Origin of the sequence: Parageobacillus thermantarcticus (assembly GCF_900111865.1) — a bacterium.
Classification (GTDB): Bacteria; Bacillota; Bacilli; order Bacillales; family Anoxybacillaceae; genus Parageobacillus; species Parageobacillus thermantarcticus.
Window position 1 is genome coordinate 1 of the sequence record NZ_FOJS01000046.1, and the last position, 19,492, is coordinate 19,492.

Sequence of the window (19,492 nt, forward strand, 5' to 3'; positions counted from 1 at the left end):
CTTTCCTATTGCCTTTTTTGGCCATTTTCAGTATACCCGCACGGATCAGGAGCGTATACCGCACTCACCAAGTGGTGGGGATTTTCACGGAAAAGCTCCATGAGCAACTTTTGCTCTCCACCCGGCATGAAAATAGCTGTTTCAAGCGCGCGCATTTTCATAGAAAACATCATAGATGTCTCTAGGCTTCACTGTCATAATGTTTATTTCTACTCCTCAAGCCATTCTCGATGATCGGGATTATTTGGATCTAAAATGACTTTCCCCTCATCATCAACCTTGAATAACTCGACTTTTCCGCTTTCCATTAATTCCTTTATACAACTTTTTTTCATTTCAACAACCGGAGTATCCATGTCTTTGCACTCCTTTTTCGTCATTATTTTCACCCCCCGAAAATAATTTCGGGTACCATTATATCCGGAAATAAAATGATTTATGATGATAAGTTGTATACAATTGTATCATAATCTCCACAAAAGAGGAGAGATTGGCCTCAAAAAATTTTTATAGTATTCATTCAGCTCATAATTGAACCCAAGAAGGCGCTCGCAAACCAGCATATCTCCAATGAATAATTCTTATACGGTGAGGAAAACGTGCTGATTTTGCTGATCTTGTAATCTTTAACGCAATAGCAAGTGCACGACTACCTCTGAAGCCTAAAATAAGAACAGGACGATAAGCACCGTCCTGTCGTGGATCTTGAAATGAAAATAGATATCGTAATTCCTCCTGGCACCGTCAGTCTTCTAACCACCGTTGATGAACAGGATTATTTGGATCTATAATGACAACACCGTTAAAATCAACATCCAGCATGTCACCAGGAGGTAGTCGATCAAAGTCAATTTGTGAACTTAAAGCAGCATTCATCTGTACATATCGAGCTTGTCTAAACCGTCTGGAACGGAAAGTTCTAGATGATTGAAATCCTTTTCTTCTGATAACAGGAGTTTTCAATTGACGATTCTCCTTTCTTTTCACATGCCATCACCACCTGAAAAGGGTAGTAATAGCATATGCAATATTCAGTAAAAATTATACATTTATAACAAGCACAATCAAAATGTCTACGATATCATCATAACATATCCAAAAACCACAGTGAGCAAAAGAAATTAATGGATTGGTTCTTTTTTATATTGTATTTGAGTGGTTTGCATAATAATACATCAAAAAAATAATGAAATAATTAATTTAGTGGATAAGTTAACTTATTTTTTTATTTTATAGTTTACATAATGTAAAGTGAAACGATAAAAAATGATAAAACAGTAAGTTAACTTAATAATCGCGTATAAACTTTGATAACTTGTATAAAACATCCATGAGTAAGCTTTGCTCGCCACCCAAGCACGAAAATAACCGCTCATGGATTCGTTGTTTTCACGGAAAATTTACAAAAATCATAAAAATATACACAAAAATATTAGAAAAATATTAGAATTTCTATCTACGTTAAGTATCGAAAAGAAGTTTTTTAGTTTTGACATTAACTATTTGATGAGAAAGGATTGAATAATTTGTTGGATTGTGAATCCTTTCATCATCAGTAGTTAATGATAGATACCAAGAGGGAAAGGGGGAGTGAAGGATGGCTAAGTTTGATGATTTTGATTTGGACATTGTTGTCAAAAAGCAAGACAACATTGTACAACCTAATATTACAAGTAAATCTCTTTGTACCCCGGGTTGTATCACAGGCATCTTAATGTGCTTAACGCAAAACTCCTGTGTATCTTGCAACTCTTGCATTCGATGCTAATGGTTCTGATTCATCAACATCCATTCAACCATGTTAGCGTTAAACGACTTTAAGAAAATCGGTCACAAGCCAACTTTCGACAGAAAATAGAGGGAATTTGGCACTTAAATTCAACCTTGATCAACACTCGTCAAGGGAGAGAAGGAAGTCAGTGAGGGCAAGGGCAGAAAGAGTATAAGAAGCCCTTGTCCATTCTTGATTTTTCCGTTGATGGGGTTGGAATGGTCAAAGATTCTCTCGGTTGGAGCAGACACGATAAGACAACACGATTTTCTTGATGGCATCCAACATAAAAGAACAAGTAATGCCAACCCTTTGACGCGAATTACGTCTCGTCCCCCGCAGAACGAACCAGACAGCTTGTAGGAGTATTTTATAGACTGTTGGCAGGGTGATAAAAGGAATCTTAGTGATACCGCTTGCTACAGTAGTTACGTTAGGGATAGGGCACGAGTCATTTGTTTCCATATGGCATCACCTACAACTTACGGGAGATTGAGAATCATTGAGTTGGAGGCTTTATTTATGAAAGATCTTATCTTTAAAAACATCGATACGTTTATGATTCGAACACCAGTTCTATCAGTGAACAATTATTTAAAATTTTTTGATCAAAGACTTACCGAGAAAGAAATGAAAGAACATCTGTTGGAAATTTGCAATAATCCTGTATTCAGAGAGAGTATCTTAATAGCAAGTAAAAGTTTATACAATAAAATGATTGATTTTTGCAACGGCAAGGAAATAAAAAAATATGATTATTTTCTTAAAGCCATTTATAAGTATTTGATAAGAATTAGCACGAGACCAACGCCGTTCGGTCTTTTTGCAGGAATAGACTTTGGCGAATATACAGATGAAAATACATCGATAAGATATGGAGCGAATAAGTATAAGAAATTTGCCAGACCGGATTTGGAATGGCTAATGAAGATCGTGAAGAAATTAGAACAAGAACAATATGATAAATTATGGTTCAAGATTAACGACAGTATATTTTTTAAAGGAGAACGGGTATATTTATTACATTCGACGTTAAAAGACAGCGACAAGAAAGTCAATGAAATCAGCGCCAGAGTAACTTCTCCTTTTGAAATCACGTATGAATTGGCCGGCAATTTGATCCCTTACCAAAAATTAAAAAAAGAATTAATGAAAAGATTTCAAAATACGATTGAAGGAAAAATTGAACATTTTTTAAAACAATTAATAGAAAACGAGTTTTTAATTTCTAATCTCCGTCCACCATTAACTGTGATGGATCAGCTTGATTATCTGATAAAGGAATTGAAAAAAAGCAATATAGAAGAATGGGTCAACGAGTTAATCGATATTCAAGAGGAGATTCGCAGATATACCATGACACCTTTAGGCGAAGGTGAAAAAATATATAAAGATTTGCACAGAAAAATGACGAATTTGGCAAAGACAAAATATGTATTGCAAGTTGATACGAAATTAAATTTACAAGAAAAGAAACTGAACAAACAAGTTATAAAAGATTTAAATCAATTAATGCGCATACTTTTGCCTTTTTCGATGACCTATCAACAAACAGATTCTCCGTTTTCAAGATATAAGCAAGAATTTATCGAAAAATATGGTGTGGACAGAGAAGTGCCTTTACTGGAAATGCTTGATGATGATTTCGGTATAGGAGCTCCTATGGATTATGAAAATCCCAAAAACGCAAGACTCAATGTCGGCGTGATCAATCAATTGACCGATGAGCAATTAAGAGAATATTTTCTTAATAAATATGTAGAGGCGGTTAAAGACAAGAAAAGTATAACGATAACGGAAGACGAGATAAAAGAATTGGGGCTGGATGATTATGATTACAACAGCATCCCGGATTCATTAGACATTAACGTAATCATAAAATGTGATTCCAAGCAAGATTTTGAGAACAATAATTTCAAATATTATCTTGGTCCTAATTTAGGATCTACCCATGCAGGGAAAAGTTTTGGAAGATTTTCTTATATGATGGAAGGTGAAGAGAAGCTTTTCGAAACATTAAATGAAGAAATTTTGAACCTGAATAATGATTCTGGTGAGTATGTAACTTGTGAAATCGTTTATTTGCCAAATGAAACGAGAAATGCAAATGTAACAAGAAATATTCACAACAGCGAATACGAACTTGCTTTATTTACTAACAACAGCAGAGATGAATATCATCGGTTAAGTTTAAATGATATTCTGATCGGCATAGAAAATGATATTTTTTATGCAAAAAGTAAAACGCTAAATAAAAAATTGATAATTACTATGAATAATATGTTGAATACACGAACTGCACCTAATGCGATTCGTTTTTTGTATGATGTAAGTTTGGACGGTAAAAAAATTTGGTATAATTTCCCTTGGGATACAATATTTTATGACTATTCTTACATCCCCAAAATTGAATACAAAAATTTCACAATATCGCCACAAAAATGGGTGATCAATAAGATTATTAAAACAAACCATAAAATTGATTTTGCGGAATTTAAAAAACGTTTTAAAAAATTTTGTTCTGATTATCATGTGCCGAAATATGTTTATTTAACTTTTGCGGATAATCGGGTTCTGTTGAATACTGAGGACGAAAATTGTTTAAGAATTCTTCATCACGAATTTAACAACAGATACGGAAATATTATTCTAAGTTCTTATGAAGATGCTGATCTTAATTTGGTTAAAGATAGCGCCGAAGAAGAATATATTTGTGAATTGGTTATTCCGTTAGTTAAAGTGAAACAAGAAAATAACAAATGGTACGCCAAACCGAAAAAATCAAATCATATCCCAAGTTTATCGGATATAAGAATAAAATTGCCTTTTGAGGATTGGCTTTATTTAAAATTGTACGGAGTCAATTCCAGCGCGGATGATTTAATTGCCTTTTATATTTCAGAATATTGTCGTGAAAAGTTAGCTAAAGGAGAAATTGAAAAATACTTCTTTATGCGGTATGCCGACCCAGAACAACATATAAGATTAAGACTCAATGCCAGTGAAGAGAAACTTTTACAGATTTATCCCGATATTAAACAATGGCTGCGAACTTTAATTGAAAAAAGGGTGCTGAATCGTTTTTCCATCGACTCCTATGAAAGAGAAATTGAGCGTTATGGCGGAACGGAATTGATAAATTTTGCAGAAACCTTATTTTGTTTTGATAGCATAGTAGTAGAAGACATATTAAAGCTAAAACGTTTAAAAACTATTAATTTTAGCGATGAAGTGATCGGAATGGTTTCCATCATTCATTATATGGAACAGTTCGGCCTAGATTATGAAAGCCAATTGGATTTCTTGCAACAGCAAGTAAACAAACAAGACTATCGGGAAGACTTTAAAAGGAATCGATCTTTTTACATGAAAGTTTGTAATACGGACAATGATTGGAAAGGGTTAAGAGAAACTGATGAGGGGATGTTATTATTAAATGTTTTGAACCAAAGAAACAGAAGCATAAAAGAGTATGCAAGCAAAATCCAGGAAGGTCTGGAAGCTTCTTCGGAATTATCCATCTTAGACAGCGTGATTCATTTACACTGTAACAGGTTATTCGGCATCGACCGAGAATTTGAAAAGAAAATCCGTACATTGGTTGCGCATACGTTATATGCATTAAAATATATTAAACTTCATGAAGCAGTTTTGAAAAAATAAAGATTCTGTCCATTGTGCAAGCACTTGGAGTTTGCATAAATGAGTTCACGACTTAAAGCTTTTTTAAACAAAAGCCACCGGCAAAAGATCGGCAAGTCCTCTCCTGTTTACTCAGGCTAAAAAGCCTTTATGACTGGAATAAGGTTTAATTTTAGCACGTGAGGATTGAAAATACTATGAATATAAAAGAGTATGATGATCACGTTACCATAAAAGATATTGTGAAATCAATAAAGATGGTTCCCAAGACGCTTGTTCTCATAAAGAACGTCGACAAAAAAAGTTTTTTTATCATTATTCTTTTAAGTTTATTAATGGGGGTCGCGCCTATTATTACATTATTCGGTTCGCAAAACTTGCTTAATGCAATCGGGTTCCAAAATATTCGTATTATCATATCCTCATTAATTTTTTATATTTTTTCCAATTTATTCAGCGAAATCATCAGCAGTTTTACGGAATATTACCAAAATAAATTTCAAACTTTAATCAATTACAAACTTAATTTAAAAGTCATGGACAAGTGTACAAAATTGTCCTTAAAACATTTTGAGGATGCCGAAGTTTATGATATGTTGCAAAGAGTTCAGAATGAAACACCGTACAAACCATTTGAAGTGTTTTTGTCCATATTAGGTGCAATATCGGCGATTGTAACACTTTTCTCGTCTGTAGTGATCCTGATCAATTGGAAACCTTGGGTGTTGATTATATTAATCTTCATACCAGTCATTTTTTCTTTTTATTTTTTCAAAATCGGTCAAAGAGAGTTTAATGTTAGTTGGCTGCGTGCGCCGGAAAAAAGAAAATCATGGTATTTGTCTTACTTAATGACAAGAGACAACACTTTCAAAGAAGTAAAATTATATAACTTGGCCGGATATATCTTAAAACAATTTAAAGAAATCAACAAAAAGTTTGTCAGACAAGATATTAATCTTTTTAAAAGAAGAACGGTTTTTACATTTATTTTTGAGCTCGTTGAACAAATATGTATAAATATCGTACTTGTCATCATCATCATTTCGGCGTTGGCAGGCGAAATCCTTGTCGGTCACGTCGTCGGGCTTATTCAGGCCTTGAACTTAATTTCCAATAATTCCAGAAAAATATTAAATACGATCCATTCTCTGTATAAAAACAATCTATACATCAATCAACTGTTTGAATTTTTGGATTTGGATGAGGAAGTATTGAATAAAGAAGGCCGATTGGCATTAGGAATAGACAAAATCGAAAATATTAAGATAAGAAATTTAACCTTCAGTTATCCGACGAATCCGAAAGTTGTATTAAAAAATATTAACCTCGACATCAATAAAGGTGAAAGAATAGCAATCGTCGGTGCCAATGGATCGGGAAAAAGTACCCTTATAAAACTTTTATTGAAATTGTATGATCATGATGAAGATAGCATTTTTTACAATGGTGTGTCCATAAATGATTTGGATACTGCACAATTGAGGAAAAGCATTGCGGTTTTGTTCCAAGATTTTGTCAAGTATGAATTAAAATTAAGGGAAAATGTGGGGTTCGGCGATATTACGCGCATTGATCATGACAAGGAATTAAAACAAGCCATGGAGAGGGCGCAGGTAAACTTTATCGAGGATTTGGATACTCAGCTTGGTTTATGGTTTGTTGACGGCGTGCAACTTTCGGGAGGACAGTGGCAAAAAGTAGCTATTGCTAGGGCGTTCTTTCGGGATGCATCCGTATATATATTGGATGAACCTAGCTCGGCACTGGATCCCATTTCGGAAAAAGAAGTCATTGATATGTTTATCAATATGACAAAAGATAAAATCGGTATATTTATCTCACATCGTCTATCAACAGCTAAGCTTGCCGATAAAATCGTAGTGATGAATGACGGTGAAATTATCGGCATAGGTACGCATCAGGAACTTTTGGCTACGAATGATTTATACAGAAGAATGTATGAATTAGAAACTTTGCAAAACGAGGTGGAATATGAGCGTCTCAATGAAAGAGCTGGTTTGTAATGTTGCTAAAAAATTATCGGATTATGAGAATATGAAGCGGATCATTAATCACCCAAGTAATTATATTAAAATCGGAAACAGGAGTATAAATCCGTTTAATGAATTGAGTTTAAGCCATGGTTTGCCGGCTTTATGCGCGCTGTACGGTGAATTGAGCGAACAATATCCCGATGAAGGTTGGGATGTATTGGGGCATCAATATATGAAAAAGATCGGCAAACAAATTAATCAGCACGGTTTCTCTTCTTTATCCATGTTTACCGGATTAGCCGGGGTTGGTCTTGCAGCAGTATGTTTATCCAAAGGAGGGAAAAGATATCAAAACTTTATCTCAAATATTAACCAGGTCATCGAAGAAAGAATAGAAGAAATCATCGATTATTTGAAACAGAAACCGTATCCGAATATGGATGATTATGATGCCATTTCGGGCGTTGCGGGTATAGCAAGTTACTGCCTATTATTTCCGCAAGAGATGAAAAAAAGCATAACGTTAATCTTAAAATACATTGTAGACTTGTCTCAAGACAAACAGATTGAAGATATAAAAGCCCCCGGATGGTATATTCCTCCTGAGAACTCTTTTTCGGAAATGGAAAAAAGAAACTGGCCATCCGGTTTCTTTAACATCGGGCTGTCTCACGGCATACCTGCTTTATTAATTGTCTTGTGCAATGCCAAAAAACTGAATATTTATGTAGACGGGCAAGATGAATGCATTCAAAAATTAGCCGATTTTCTTATTAAGTTTCAGATTAAAGATGAAAATGGAGCTTATTGGGGCACCCATGTTTCTCTAGAAGAATACAAAAACGGATCCGTCCTGAACAAAAATACAAGAGATGCATGGTGTTACGGAACTCCTGGTGTCGCTTATTCGTTGCTTATAACAGGTAAAACGCTAAAAAATCAATCATATATTGACTGCGCCGTCAGCGGAATGAAACTGGCAAGTAAACGGCTTTACGACATTTTTTCTCCTTCCTTTTGTCATGGTTTATCAGGAGTTGCGTATATCTGCAACAGATTTTATGAAGAAACGAATATAAGCTATTTTAGAAAAACAGCCCACAAATTGGCCAATGATATAATGGAATTTTACAATGATGAATTTCCTTTTGGTTTTAAAAATATTGAGGGAAGTGAAGAGAACAAGGAATATTATGATTGTGTCGGATTAATAGACGGAACGGCGGGAATTTTATTGACGCTATTAGCTATACAAAACTCTAAAAAAACGCCTTGGGACTGTGCATTTTTATTATCTGAAGTTTAAATTTTATTTATTAGGCTAGGAAAAAACAAGGTATTCTCTTATGAGGTTAAGAGGTTCCCTATCTGCATAGATATGGAATATGTTAAAATGCTGTTAGCTATAAGGTGGGGTATGAAAAAGTGAGTAAAAGAAAAATATTGGTAGTTGACGATAATGAAGATATTTGTCTTACGATCAAACAATATTTGGAGCTTTATAATTATATGGTTGAAATTGCACACAGCGGCACGGAGGCGTTGAAAATGATCAGCGGCGATTTTGATTTGATTATATTGGATATTATGATGGAAGGCATTGACGGAATGGAATTGTGTGGTATTATCCGTGATAGAGTGGATTGCCCCATTATATTTGTCAGTGCAAAAACGCTGGAGGAAGATAAGGTTCAAGCTTTGTCTATCGGTGGGGATGACTACATAACCAAACCCTTTGGTTTAAAGGAGTTAAAAGCAAGAATCGATTCCCACTTAAGAAGGGAAGAGCGGATCCGTTCGAATGAGAGATATCTTTTAAGTTCTAAAAATATTACCATTGATCTTTTGGCCAATGAGGTCTTTTGCAAAGGGGTTAAATTGCACTTAACAAAAAAAGAATATGAGATTATTAAATTGTTAATGTTGAATAAAAATGTGGTTTTTTCCAAAGAAAGAATTTTTGAACGTGTATGGGGATTGGATTCAGAAAGTCAGTTAGAAACGGTTACAGAGAGCATTAAAAATATCAGGAAGAAAATAAGAGCTTTAGATAAAGAAACTTCCTATATTAAAACATTATATGGATTAGGTTATAAATGGGATGTTACATATGAAAAAAGATAAAACAATAAAAAGAGATTTTTATTTATTGGTTGTTAAGATCTTCTTGTCAACCATTGTATCCTCACTTATTACTTATTTATGTTTATTATTATTCATATTTATGTTTACAAATAATAATACTATCAAACCGACGAATTATTTTGTTAAATATCTCGATTTAATTGAAGAAAAGATTGAAGAAAACTCAGCATCAATTTTAATGGGGCGATTAATTGATACAAAGTCCTATAGCGAAAAGATTCAGGGGGAAGTTTTGGACATCAACGGTAATCATATGTATGGTGATAAGGGAGTTGCTGGGGACAAAATAGATGTTGGTGAAGTTATAAATCATGAGATTGTAAAAGGAAGTTATGTTTACAGATTTATACCTATTAAACATGATAACTCTATTCAAGCGGTGTATGTGCTGAAAGCCCCTTTCGGATTCATCATTAATAATAATGATCGCCTCGGAATAGTGTTTATTTATGTTGTATTGTTGATTTCTCCGTTGATATTTTTTATTATATATTTAATTTTATTTACATCCAGGCTGTATAAATCATTGTTTAATAATATTAAAGTGTTGCTTCAGGCTACCGATAAAATTTCGAACGGTGATTTTGATTTTAAAGTCTCGGGGCTGAAAAGAAAAGAGTTTATAAGGATACAGGATTCGTTTAATACAATGATCAGCGCCCTTAAAGAGATGATTGAAAGTTTATCAAAGATCGATGATGAACGGAAAATCATGGTGTCATCGATTGCCCACGATATAAGAACTCCATTAACCGTAATCCGAGGACAAATCGATTTAATTAATGATCTGAAGAACCAAGATCATTTTGATATTACTCCCCATTTGGATATTATCCGCAAGAATTGCAGCAAAATGAGCATGCTTACAGACAATTTGTCGTTGCTATATAAAGTGGAAAAAGCACACTTCTTATTGAATATTAAAAGAATTGATTTAAACAAAATGCTTAATGAGAAAAAGCAAGAAATATCAACAATGATCTATAATAAAAAATCCGTAAACATTTATTTTGATGTGAATTTAAGGAAACAATTTTATTTTCTTGACGAAGCCATGTTAATGAGGGTTTTGGATAATATTTTATATAACAGCCTGAGATTTACAAAAAGTGGGGAAATTAAACTGGAAGTGCGTGATGAAGCAGACGGACACGACAACAAAATCTATTTTAAATGTTCGGACACAGGGACAGGGTTCAAGGAAAAAGATACGTCTCTGTTGTTCAAGGCATTTTATCAGAATGAACAATATAAAAATCATTTTGGTTTAGGCCTTTATATCGCGAAAAAAATTGTAAACAATTATGATGGGGAGATTTGGGCTTACAACAATGAAAACGGAGGAGCAACCGTTGAGTTTTATATTAAGGAGATATCAAATTATCCCCAAATTTCACAACCTCCCAACAACCCTAGTAAATGAAGATGGGCGTTGGCGGCGGAAGAAAGGCTAGAGAAAGGTGTGCATATCCCCATCTTTCTCTAGCTGCTGTCTACTTGTTTGAGATTATACGGGTTGTTATAAGCTCTATTTCTTATCGCAACGTTGAGATTCATTTTCTTTTCGCAATTAGAAATTGATTGTTGATTGTTACGGCCACTTCTTCTTCCGGGCTTACGCCTTTTATGCTGTATACCCAACCAAAGTTCAAGTGAGTTCTTTTTTCATCTTTTTTATCAGGAACAATTTCGATCTTTCTCAGCTCTTTTTTGCTTAGGATTTGATGATGCTCATTAATGGTAATCGTTTCTGTTACTTTCCCAATCGGTTTGTTCAATTGATGTCGATCTACTTTTGACGCTTGAATGACATAGGTTCGGCCTTGATAGCTAATTTCTTTTAAATTTTTCTTGTTCAGTTCGTATTTTGGCAATGTTCGATCGATCGCCATATTGTGTGATGCCGTTTTTTTCAGGTCGCTGAAAAGCGAACAACCTCCTAAGAATATGGTTCCAATCAGTATCAGGAATAAGATGGAATTTTTCATATCTGCTCTGAGACCCCCTTTTTCAACATCATGCCTAGATGGAAGGTGAATCTTCATTCATGCGGTTTATTTCCTTCCCAACGATGAAACCAGATGGAACCGATGATCGTTACAACCATGAAGCATGTGATCGCAGGTACAATCCCTTTCCATAACTCCTGAGAATAGGAACTTGCCAACTGCATGCCCAAGGCCTGTTTTACCTCGGGCATTAATAACATGGGAACTTGCGAAAGGCGAACGGCCCAAGCCCATGGAATATAATTCCATATATGATCTCCTAAGACAGTTGCCCCGATGATAGCCGAAATAAGGAATCCTCCGCCTCCGATCGCTATAGATGCACCCATACCGAATGCAAAGCTGATAAGCATATGCATGGAAAAAAGAATTAGTGAGCCAACAACAGACAACAGCGCTCCCTGCAAAAACAAATCATAATGGACATTGTCTATGTTCAATATATATCTCATCCCTAACAACATAAGGAAAGTTGCCAAGAATATGTCCGCAATTGCTGCAAAAATCAGCAGAAAAAGTTTGCCTAAGTAAAATTTCGCTCTTGAAATAGGACCGGTCAACAAGTTCATAAAACATCCCGATTTTTCTTCCTGGTATGAAATCAAACCGGTAAGCAGCGAGATAATAATAGGTAAAGAGACAGTCAATACTTCAAAAAATCCTCCGTATATTTTAACTTGCCAAGAAGAGAGAGCATTGTATCTGGAAAAATACCATAACATAAAGATTGGATAAATGACCGGCGTTACAAACACGATCAGTCTGATTGTTGTACGCCTTGTTTTTAACCATTCGGAAGACAGAACCTGCAGAAAAGACATTTCAGTTCACCTCTTTTCTCGAAAACCAAAATGCTGTAGCAAAAGACAATAAAAGAAAAATGACAATGGAGATGGCAATTCCCATGGGAATAACGGAAGGATCCAATAAAGTGCTTCCTTTTTCCAAAGGAACTCCGTTCGGATGAACCCCCACAATCGGGCACATCAGTCTCATTCCCCAGCTCCATGGAATATACATCCAGTACGATTCTGAAGCCATTACTACTCCTAATACAATCCCTATCACACTTACAATAATGGAAATCACTGTTCCGAATCGTTCTGCAAAAAACAACCCTATAGGAATGTATGCTAAAGATGTGATCCAAATGGTAAGGCTGGCCAATATGACGACAGTTGCTGATGAAATACTGTTGGGCAAAATTAATTTTAATATGATTAGCAATAGAATGAGTTCAATTGTTGAGAGCAATGTATAATAGGCAATTACAATGATTTTGCTGAACCATATGCGTATAATACTAATATCATGGCAACGTAAGGATCTATAGTTCCCCGACTTTTTTTCTCTCATTGCCGAAAGCGATGCGATCAATGACGTTCCTAACGGAGCAAATATTAACGGCCACCAATTAAATACGGTGTATTCGAAATAATTATATTCTGAATTAATCGTAGGCATGGTAATAATGGCGTACAGTACAAAGAAAAAAGGAGCAATATATACGAGTTTTTTGGCAAAAGTCCGCTTATATTTCAAACGTTCAGACTGGATCATATTCAGCATGATTCCCATCCTCCTTCATCCCTCGTTCACCACATCGATAAAGAGTTTTTCGAGATCTTGGCTTTCGTCGATTTTGCCCTCGTATTTGAGTTTCCCGCTTTGAATAATGCCAATGTAATCTGCTAATTGTTTGACTTCCGACAAGATATGACTGGATAAGATGACCGTGATTCCGTTTTCGGAAAACGATTTGATGAGTTTTCGCAAGTCCTGTATGCCTAATGGATCTAATCCGTTTGTCGGTTCGTCGAGAATCAACAGTTTTGGGTTGTTTAAAAGAGCTTTCGCAATTCCTAGTCTCTGTTTCATGCCAAGAGAAAACTGAGATGCTTTCTTTTTCCCCGTGTTTTCTAAACCGACGATTTTCAAAACTTCTTCGATTCTGGAGTCAGGCAAATGAAGCAATTTGGCATGAACCAGTAAATTCTCATAGGCCGTTAAATTGCCGTAAAGAGCCGGTGATTCGATAAGCGCACCGATATCTTTAAGGTCTTTTCTGCTCCAAGGATGGCCATTTATCATAATTTCCCCTTTTGTAGGACGCAGAAGTCCTGTCAGCATTTTTAAAACAGTGGATTTTCCGGCTCCATTCGGTCCAAGCAATCCATAAATGGTATTTCTTTTGACCTTTATCGATACATTGTCTACCGCTAGTTGTTTGCCGAACGCTTTGCTTAAATGATGGGTTTCCAACATATACTCTCCCATGTTCATGCTCCTTTCATAATGAAAAAATTTTATCGTGATGTTGCTTCTGGCTGGAATAAGGACAAACATAGTATGCTGTCTTCGTGCTATTTTTTATATTAATGCCTCAATCTAATGTTTTTGTAAGAAAAGGAACAAATTGATGATGTTTTCTGTGGATCGATCTCTTTCATAAGGAGGCAAGACGCATAATGACTGGAACATCATGGAAGATATGTTTCAAGGAAGCGGGAGAAAAGTAGATATTGATGACGTGATGCTCAACGGAATCGGCTTTTTCGATGATTGAGTGCGCAAACAGCGAATCCACGGGAGACATGCGGCATTTTTCTATGCGTCGTCACCTTTCCGACTTCATGGGGAAAGGGCGGACAATGGGTGGGGCACCCAGTGGATTCAAGACAGTTTTCTACACAGGGTCCAGGCCACTGTTAAGCACAACGTTCTGTTCAACTGTTTGCGCCTATCCTTCATTATGGGAAGGAGAGGGGGATTTTCATGCCTAGGTGGAGAGCAAAAGTTGCTCATGGATGTTTTCTATGGTTTTCCTTAGAAGCAGTATAACCGGAGTGGGCGCCACTTATGCGCAGGTTAACTTTTCAATAAGCATATATATTATAGTTAACCGATAGATACCAAACAGATTGATTTTGGCTTTGTAGATTATTTCGGAATGTTTGCGTTCCCTTCTGAACGAAGAATGAGCAGGCTGAAAAGGGTGAAAACGGAAGGTGTTCCACAAGGGAGGACACCTTTTCTTCTTCCTAATGTATACGCATATTAAGTAATCATTTAGTGACAATATGTTGTGTTTTTGTTAGGATCAACAACCTTTTGAGACAGCCTCGTATATAATCGCAATAAATAAATTAAAGAAAATTATAAAAAATATATACCAATATATTAGAAAAATATTAGAATTTAGAAAAATATTAGAATTTCGATCTATGCTAAATGCTGAAAAGAAGTTTTTCAGTTTTTGCATTAACTACTTGGTGAGAAAGGACGGAATCAATTATATCGTTGTACACTTTTCATCATCAGTAGTTAATGATAAATATCAACAAGGGAAAGGAGGAAATGAACGATGGCGAAGTTGGATGATTTTGATTTGGACATTGTTGTCAAAAAGCAAGACAACATTGTACAACCTAATATTACAAGTAAATCTCTTTGTACCCCGGGTTGTATCACAGGCATCTTAATGTGCTTAACGCAAAATTCCTGTGTATCTTGCAACTCTTGCATTCGATGCTAATGAATTATATTTATCAACATCCATATTAGACCATGACAGCGTTAAAAAATTCTAAGAAAATTGATCACAAGCCAATTTTAGCTTGAGGAAAATCGATTATTTAGAGAAAATATTTCTAGGGAGAGGAGATCGAATCATGAAGGAAAAAATTAAAATGGTTACTACTTTGATTGCTTTTATCTCATTAATTGTGGTAGGGGGAGTTAGCGCAGCGTCCTATGTTACCTATGCTACAGTTCTCCCGCGCTTTGGAGCTGACACGGAATTAGCGAGCGCAAATAAAGCGACGAACATCCAAAGCAAAGTGGAAAATTCGGTCGTTGGACAAGGATATAAAGCGAATATGTGGATTCAGCAAGGCTCCACGAAAGTGTCGCCAACCGCAAAGGATGTAACCGACAATGACACACGTTATTTCACTGTAGACCAAAGCGCTGTTGGTAAAAAAGTTTCATTAGTTGCGGAAAATGCCTCTTTCACTTATGTCACAGTTGATATTGCGGGTAAATTCTATCCGGATAAGTGATCGGCTCAAAAGCGGATATGATCAACTGCATTTTGGAGAGAGAGCCGTTTCCTTCGTCGAGCTATTCCCCTTCGCCACGAAGGTGGCGAAGGGGATCAGCCCCAAAAGAATATAGGAGAGGATATCATGTATGCAGAGTTATTAAAAATGGTCAAGAACAAGAATTTTTACATCAGCGCAGCGTGCCTGCTGTTGCTCGTCATTGGCGCCGTCGTGACGGGGGTGAAAGAATACAACGAATATGTGAAGTTGCTCCAACGAATCTATCATCACAATCAGAATGTTCTCTCCTTGACATCGCCCCACTTCGCATGGATTGGTCTAGGAGGCTATAGTTTTAACGTGCTTTCAGCCTTATACTACTTCCTTTTTCCATTATTGTTATCGATCCCATTAGCGGATTCGATTTATCGAGACCAAAGCAGTGGAAATCTTCATTACCAATTAACGCGAATGGGTAGAGGCGTATATTACCGGAAGAAATTTTTGTTTGCCTATATCAGCGCGTTTTTCTTATTTCTTCTTCCTCTTCTTCTTGGGGTTGTGCTCGTGAACCTTTTGACCAACCATTGGGATTATTCGAGTTTTTCGCATGCATACAGGCAGCTCATGGATGGGACGCTGCAGTTGCCGGATAATTCATTTGAGGGGGAAAAGAAAACGCTCTTTTCGTCTTTGCTTGCGATCTCGCCTTACTGGTACATATTCGTTTATTACGTGATCGGGGGGCTATTTGCCGGCGGTTATGTTTGCCTTGGTTTGGCGTTTTCGTTAGTGATGAAGAATCGATATTTGATCACGTTGTTGCCGCAAATCATTTATATGGTTTGTTGGGCGGTGTTGACGATCACGAACAAGTTGGGCTGGGACCCATTTAATTTCTTAGTTCCGTCACAACCAGTAGAAGGACTGTCTTATCATAAAATCGTCATCGTGTTCGCTCTCCAATTCATGATGGCCTTAGGGGTATTTTGGTATGGAGTGAAGAAGAATGAGGATGTTCTGTAAACAGAACTTCGATTTTGTCTGGCAAAATGTGCAGCTGCATCGAACCGTCATCAAAACGGTTCTTGGGGTTATGGCCTTGTTGATGATCGCAGCCGTCCTTCCATGGGGATCGAGCACTATTGCGAAGTGGCATAGCCTAAAAGATTTTGTCTTGCTCTATCGGTATGAATTTTTTCATCTGCCTGCTTTTTTATTTCTTTTAGGTTCAACGCTTCAAACCAATATTTGGATTGTGCTAAGAAGATACCGCACTCGGGGACAGATCGGGATGCATAAAGCACTATTGGTCATCGTTTTCGCGGGGCTTGTGTCTCTCGTTGTTGCCGTAGTAGGCGGATTATGTACAGCGTTTGTGAAATATGTGGTATATCCAAACATGAAGCACTACCATGCTGTTTTTTTATATGTGCCACACAGTGATGACAAAAGTTCATTCCTTTATTTTCTCTTCATGTACTTTTTTGTCACCGCCATATTCGGATTGATTTTTGTGGCACTAACGGATCTTTGGGCGAAACGCTTTCTCAGCGTCATGACGGTCATGACGCTGGCCATATTGGATATGTTCACTGCCCGGGTGATTCCTTACGTATTCTACATAAGTGAAAGAGTGTCTCCAGTTTGGACAATGATTTTTTTAGCCTTGATCATCATGATGTTGATCAATATAGTTCGTTTTTCGTCAAACTACAAAAATTATTATGTTCAGGATGATCTCTTATGAAACCGATGTCTTTGGAGTTCACACTCATCAAGGTTGACTTGAAAAGGGTATGGATCACATGCATCCTATTTCCGTTGTTAGGAACGATGATGTCTATCCGATCAGAGGCGTTTTCTTCCAAACACCTATCCGAGTCGCTCGTTCGTTTATTTGGGTCGGTGACGATGTCGAATTGGATGTATTGGTTGATGTTTTGTTTCGGATATGTCGTGTTGCTCCAAATCATTTGGAAAACAAGAGATAAATCTTTTGAATATAAACTATGGATCTTGTTGCGGGATACGACGTCGTACACGATGGCCAGGCTGCTGGTTGGCGTTCTGTTTACATTGGTGTATGTGTTGGCGGCGTTTTTGATCGCCAGCGTTTTCGGTCTCTGTGTGTCGCATATGGCTTTTTCGTTTGACCGTTCACTAGTGCTCATGTTCGTTTGCATCGCAGTGAATTTGTATTGGCATGCCAGCGTGTGGATGTTGTTGAAGGTGCATGCGACGAATCACCTGGCGAATGCCATCATTCTCGCTTTGTTTTTTGTAGGCGTAAAGAGGCCGATGGCTTTTGTTCCTTTGTACTACAGCATGGTGGATCTCTTGCGGGGCGGCCCTATGTTGTGGTCGGCTCTGTTCGTGGAGCTCTTGTTGATCGGTGTGTTCGGGTATCTGACGATAAAGAGAGTGAAGAACGCGGATTATATCTAGGAGGTTTTCGATATGAATGCGATCGTCTTGTCCAATGTTTCAAAAACGATAAAAGGGAGAGAAGTTTTGCGCAATATCAACTTAGAGTTGGAGAGAGGAAAGATTTATGGATTCGTCGGGCCGAACGGATCTGGGAAAACGATGTTATTCCGAGTCATAAGCGGACTTGTGAAGCCGTCCAGCGGCACGGTAGCAGTATTTGGCCAGACGTTGCATAAAGACGTATCGTTTCCGAGCGATATCGCAGTTTTGTTGGAAAAACCAGGTTTCCTTGAACAATACTCAGGATTCGATAATTTAAATTTTTTGGCCATGATTCAGAAAAAAATCGGAGAGAGTGAGGTGAAAGAGGCGATCGAGAGAGTGGGATTGGATCCGCATGATAAAAGGCCGGTGAAGGCGTATTCTCTCGGAATGAGACAAAGACTGGCCATCGCGCAGTGCATTATGGAGAAGCCGCAACTTATATTGCTCGATGAACCAATGAATGGCCTGGATGAAAAATCTGTAGACAAGGTGTATGAGATTATCAGGGAAGAAAACAAAAGGGGCTGCACGATTTTATTGACGTCTCACAACAAGGTGGACATACAGTCATTATGTCACCAAGTGTATTCGATGAGTGAAGGGGCGATTACTGGTATGACCCATATGACTGTAGGATGATCTATAATGCGCGTTATGTAAAAATTCGCGAGGGGTGCGATCATCTTGAACAAGCAACTGTACGAAGTGCCGCTCCGGTGTTCATTGGACAATCAAAAGGAGGTTTATTGAGCGAACCAATAGCTCCCTGCATCTGAGAAGGATACGGGGCGCTTCAGTGTAGCAGCTCTTCTTCGTTACGCCAGCTCCACCATCCTACTCTTGAACAGGCGAGCCGTCATGTAAATGTCAAGATATTATGTGTTTTGCTGGGGTCAACAACTCTTTGAGACAGTCCCATATTATAATCACAATAAATTAAAGAAAATTATAAAAAATATATACCAATACATTAATGAAGGAATGGCGAAGTTGGATGATTTTGATTTAGACATTGTTGTCAAAAAACAAGACAACGTCGTACAACCGAATGTTACAAGTAAACCCGTGGTGCTAGTTGAGCGTTAGAACTCAACTAGCCCTAGTGTGACCAGCGAATAGGCTAACAATATGCCATCGAGCGCTACTTCAAATCCGATCATGGAATTCGCTCGAATCTCTGTGATCCGGTATTGGTCAACCAGAACCGAGAACACCGTCTCGATCACTTTGCGTTTTTGTTGGATCCACTTCTCCCATGCCTCGGACGGGCGATGTTTCTGGTTTTTTCGAGACGGAGTCCAAAGCGCCATTTGGTATTCTTCGTACAGCCTTTTTTGCAAGTCACGGCTAATGAACCCTTTGTCCCCGAGGTTATAGGGATGAGGAATTTGGGTCATCACGCTTTCGACT

Annotated in this window: 20 protein-coding genes; 13 read left to right on the plus strand and 7 right to left on the minus strand. The window is 37.2% G+C overall.

Going from position 1 to position 19,492, the window contains the following annotated elements:
* Nucleotides 1-209: 209 nt before the first annotated feature.
* Both BM278_RS18875 and BM278_RS15165 read right to left on the minus strand, forming a co-directional pair.
* Nucleotides 210-380, minus strand: coding sequence for a hypothetical protein (locus BM278_RS18875; RefSeq protein WP_167359654.1), 171 nt, complete (start codon nt 378-380; stop codon nt 210-212).
* 364 nt (nt 381-744) lie between these two features.
* Nucleotides 745-987, minus strand: a complete 243-nt coding sequence (locus BM278_RS15165; protein ID WP_090951380.1) for a hypothetical protein — start codon at nt 985-987, stop codon at nt 745-747.
* Between the two features lie 610 nt (nt 988-1,597).
* On the opposite strand from BM278_RS15165, the gene BM278_RS15170 reads away from it, so the two are divergent.
* From BM278_RS15170 to BM278_RS15195, 6 genes are all read left to right on the plus strand, one after another.
* A complete protein-coding gene (locus tag BM278_RS15170) occupies nt 1,598-1,768 on the plus strand; it encodes a gallidermin/nisin family lantibiotic (protein ID WP_090951383.1) in 171 nt (56 codons plus the stop codon).
* 525 nt (nt 1,769-2,293) lie between these two features.
* The gene (locus BM278_RS15175; protein ID WP_090951386.1) at nt 2,294-5,434 is read left to right on the plus strand and encodes a lantibiotic dehydratase; all 3,141 of its coding nucleotides are present in this window, start codon (nt 2,294-2,296) and stop codon (nt 5,432-5,434) included.
* 176 nt (nt 5,435-5,610) lie between these two features.
* Nucleotides 5,611-7,440: an ABC transporter ATP-binding protein gene (locus BM278_RS15180; RefSeq protein WP_090951389.1), complete on the plus strand. Its 1,830-nt coding sequence runs from the start codon at nt 5,611-5,613 to the stop codon at nt 7,438-7,440.
* A complete protein-coding gene (locus BM278_RS15185) occupies nt 7,421-8,716 on the plus strand; it encodes a lanthionine synthetase C family protein (protein WP_244151193.1) in 1,296 nt (431 codons plus the stop codon). Before BM278_RS15180 ends, BM278_RS15185 begins: the two co-directional genes overlap by 20 nt.
* A gap of 119 nt (nt 8,717-8,835) precedes the next feature.
* Nucleotides 8,836-9,534 carry a response regulator transcription factor gene (locus BM278_RS15190; RefSeq protein ID WP_090951396.1) on the plus strand — a complete coding sequence of 233 codons (699 nt, stop codon included), beginning with the start codon at nt 8,836-8,838 and terminating at the stop codon, nt 9,532-9,534.
* Complete coding sequence (locus BM278_RS15195; RefSeq protein WP_090951399.1) at nt 9,521-10,978, plus strand: sensor histidine kinase; 1,458 nt, start codon at nt 9,521-9,523, stop codon at nt 10,976-10,978. Before BM278_RS15190 ends, BM278_RS15195 begins: the two co-directional genes overlap by 14 nt.
* Nucleotides 10,979-11,108: 130 nt before the next feature.
* Here BM278_RS15195 and BM278_RS15200 read toward each other — a convergent pair whose 3' ends face one another.
* From BM278_RS15200 to BM278_RS15215, 4 genes are read right to left on the minus strand one after another with little or no spacing between them, the layout of a single operon-like run.
* Nucleotides 11,109-11,543, minus strand: coding sequence for a NisI/SpaI family lantibiotic immunity lipoprotein (locus BM278_RS15200; protein ID WP_090951402.1), 435 nt, complete (start codon nt 11,541-11,543; stop codon nt 11,109-11,111).
* A gap of 53 nt (nt 11,544-11,596) precedes the next feature.
* Entirely contained in the window at nt 11,597-12,385 is a 789-nt protein-coding gene (locus BM278_RS15205) for a lantibiotic immunity ABC transporter MutG family permease subunit (RefSeq protein WP_090951404.1), read from the minus strand.
* A gap of 1 nt (nt 12,386) precedes the next feature.
* Nucleotides 12,387-13,133, minus strand: a complete 747-nt coding sequence (locus BM278_RS15210) for a lantibiotic immunity ABC transporter MutE/EpiE family permease subunit (RefSeq protein ID WP_090951407.1) — start codon at nt 13,131-13,133, stop codon at nt 12,387-12,389.
* Nucleotides 13,134-13,148: 15 nt separating this feature from the next.
* Complete coding sequence (locus BM278_RS15215) at nt 13,149-13,841, minus strand: lantibiotic protection ABC transporter ATP-binding protein (protein ID WP_090951410.1); 693 nt, start codon at nt 13,839-13,841, stop codon at nt 13,149-13,151.
* Between the two features lie 1,087 nt (nt 13,842-14,928).
* Between BM278_RS15215 and BM278_RS15220 the strand changes: the two genes are divergently transcribed.
* The 7 genes from BM278_RS15220 (at nt 14,929) to BM278_RS15250 (ending at nt 19,168) form a co-directional block, all read left to right on the plus strand.
* Nucleotides 14,929-15,099 (plus strand): gallidermin/nisin family lantibiotic, encoded by a 171-nt coding sequence (locus tag BM278_RS15220; protein ID WP_011229795.1) that lies wholly within the window; start codon nt 14,929-14,931, stop codon nt 15,097-15,099.
* 136 nt (nt 15,100-15,235) lie between these two features.
* Nucleotides 15,236-15,625 carry a hypothetical protein gene (locus tag BM278_RS15225; RefSeq protein WP_090951415.1) on the plus strand — a complete coding sequence of 130 codons (390 nt, stop codon included), beginning with the start codon at nt 15,236-15,238 and terminating at the stop codon, nt 15,623-15,625.
* Between the two features lie 126 nt (nt 15,626-15,751).
* Nucleotides 15,752-16,633, plus strand: coding sequence for an NADH dehydrogenase FAD-containing subunit (locus BM278_RS15230; RefSeq protein WP_090951418.1), 882 nt, complete (start codon nt 15,752-15,754; stop codon nt 16,631-16,633).
* Nucleotides 16,617-17,357 carry a hypothetical protein gene (locus BM278_RS15235; RefSeq protein WP_090951421.1) on the plus strand — a complete coding sequence of 247 codons (741 nt, stop codon included), beginning with the start codon at nt 16,617-16,619 and terminating at the stop codon, nt 17,355-17,357. The genes BM278_RS15230 and BM278_RS15235 overlap by 17 nt, the downstream gene beginning before the upstream one ends.
* Nucleotides 17,354-18,055 carry a hypothetical protein gene (locus BM278_RS15240; protein ID WP_042386218.1) on the plus strand — a complete coding sequence of 234 codons (702 nt, stop codon included), beginning with the start codon at nt 17,354-17,356 and terminating at the stop codon, nt 18,053-18,055. The genes BM278_RS15235 and BM278_RS15240 overlap by 4 nt, the downstream gene beginning before the upstream one ends.
* A 12-nt stretch (nt 18,056-18,067) precedes the next feature.
* The gene (locus tag BM278_RS15245) at nt 18,068-18,721 is read left to right on the plus strand and encodes an ABC transporter ATP-binding protein (RefSeq protein WP_013400853.1); all 654 of its coding nucleotides are present in this window, start codon (nt 18,068-18,070) and stop codon (nt 18,719-18,721) included.
* Nucleotides 18,722-19,063: 342 nt separating this feature from the next.
* Entirely contained in the window at nt 19,064-19,168 is a 105-nt protein-coding gene (locus tag BM278_RS15250) for a gallidermin/nisin family lantibiotic (RefSeq protein WP_090951424.1), read from the plus strand.
* Here BM278_RS15250 and BM278_RS15255 read toward each other — a convergent pair.
* Nucleotides 19,165-19,492, minus strand: a 328-nt coding sequence (locus tag BM278_RS15255; protein ID WP_143093464.1) for a transposase, incomplete at its 5' end; no start/stop codon positions are given. The two genes, BM278_RS15250 and BM278_RS15255, sit on opposite strands and share 4 nt — an antisense overlap.

Bases quoted from the DNA above. Each gene is read 5' to 3' on its own strand.
- BM278_RS18875 (WP_167359654.1), bottom strand. From the start codon at position 380: ATGACGAAAAAGGAGTGCAAAGACATGGATACTCCGGTTGTTGAAATG.
- BM278_RS15170 (WP_090951383.1), top strand. From the start codon at position 1,598: ATGGCTAAGTTTGATGATTTTGATTTGGACATTGTTGTCAAAAAGCAA.
- BM278_RS15175 (WP_090951386.1), top strand. From the start codon at position 2,294: ATGAAAGATCTTATCTTTAAAAACATCGATACGTTTATGATTCGAACA.
- BM278_RS15180 (WP_090951389.1), top strand. From the start codon at position 5,611: ATGAATATAAAAGAGTATGATGATCACGTTACCATAAAAGATATTGTG.
- BM278_RS15185 (WP_244151193.1), top strand. From the start codon at position 7,421: ATGAAAGAGCTGGTTTGTAATGTTGCTAAAAAATTATCGGATTATGAG.
- BM278_RS15195 (WP_090951399.1), top strand. From the start codon at position 9,521: ATGAAAAAAGATAAAACAATAAAAAGAGATTTTTATTTATTGGTTGTT.
- BM278_RS15200 (WP_090951402.1), bottom strand. From the start codon at position 11,543: ATGAAAAATTCCATCTTATTCCTGATACTGATTGGAACCATATTCTTA.
- BM278_RS15205 (WP_090951404.1), bottom strand. From the start codon at position 12,385: ATGTCTTTTCTGCAGGTTCTGTCTTCCGAATGGTTAAAAACAAGGCGT.
- BM278_RS15210 (WP_090951407.1), bottom strand. From the start codon at position 13,133: ATGCTGAATATGATCCAGTCTGAACGTTTGAAATATAAGCGGACTTTT.
- BM278_RS15215 (WP_090951410.1), bottom strand. From the start codon at position 13,841: ATGGGAGAGTATATGTTGGAAACCCATCATTTAAGCAAAGCGTTCGGC.
- BM278_RS15220 (WP_011229795.1), top strand. From the start codon at position 14,929: ATGGCGAAGTTGGATGATTTTGATTTGGACATTGTTGTCAAAAAGCAA.
- BM278_RS15225 (WP_090951415.1), top strand. From the start codon at position 15,236: ATGAAGGAAAAAATTAAAATGGTTACTACTTTGATTGCTTTTATCTCA.
- BM278_RS15230 (WP_090951418.1), top strand. From the start codon at position 15,752: ATGTATGCAGAGTTATTAAAAATGGTCAAGAACAAGAATTTTTACATC.
- BM278_RS15235 (WP_090951421.1), top strand. From the start codon at position 16,617: ATGAGGATGTTCTGTAAACAGAACTTCGATTTTGTCTGGCAAAATGTG.
- BM278_RS15240 (WP_042386218.1), top strand. From the start codon at position 17,354: ATGAAACCGATGTCTTTGGAGTTCACACTCATCAAGGTTGACTTGAAA.
- BM278_RS15245 (WP_013400853.1), top strand. From the start codon at position 18,068: ATGAATGCGATCGTCTTGTCCAATGTTTCAAAAACGATAAAAGGGAGA.
- BM278_RS15250 (WP_090951424.1), top strand. From the start codon at position 19,064: ATGGCGAAGTTGGATGATTTTGATTTAGACATTGTTGTCAAAAAACAA.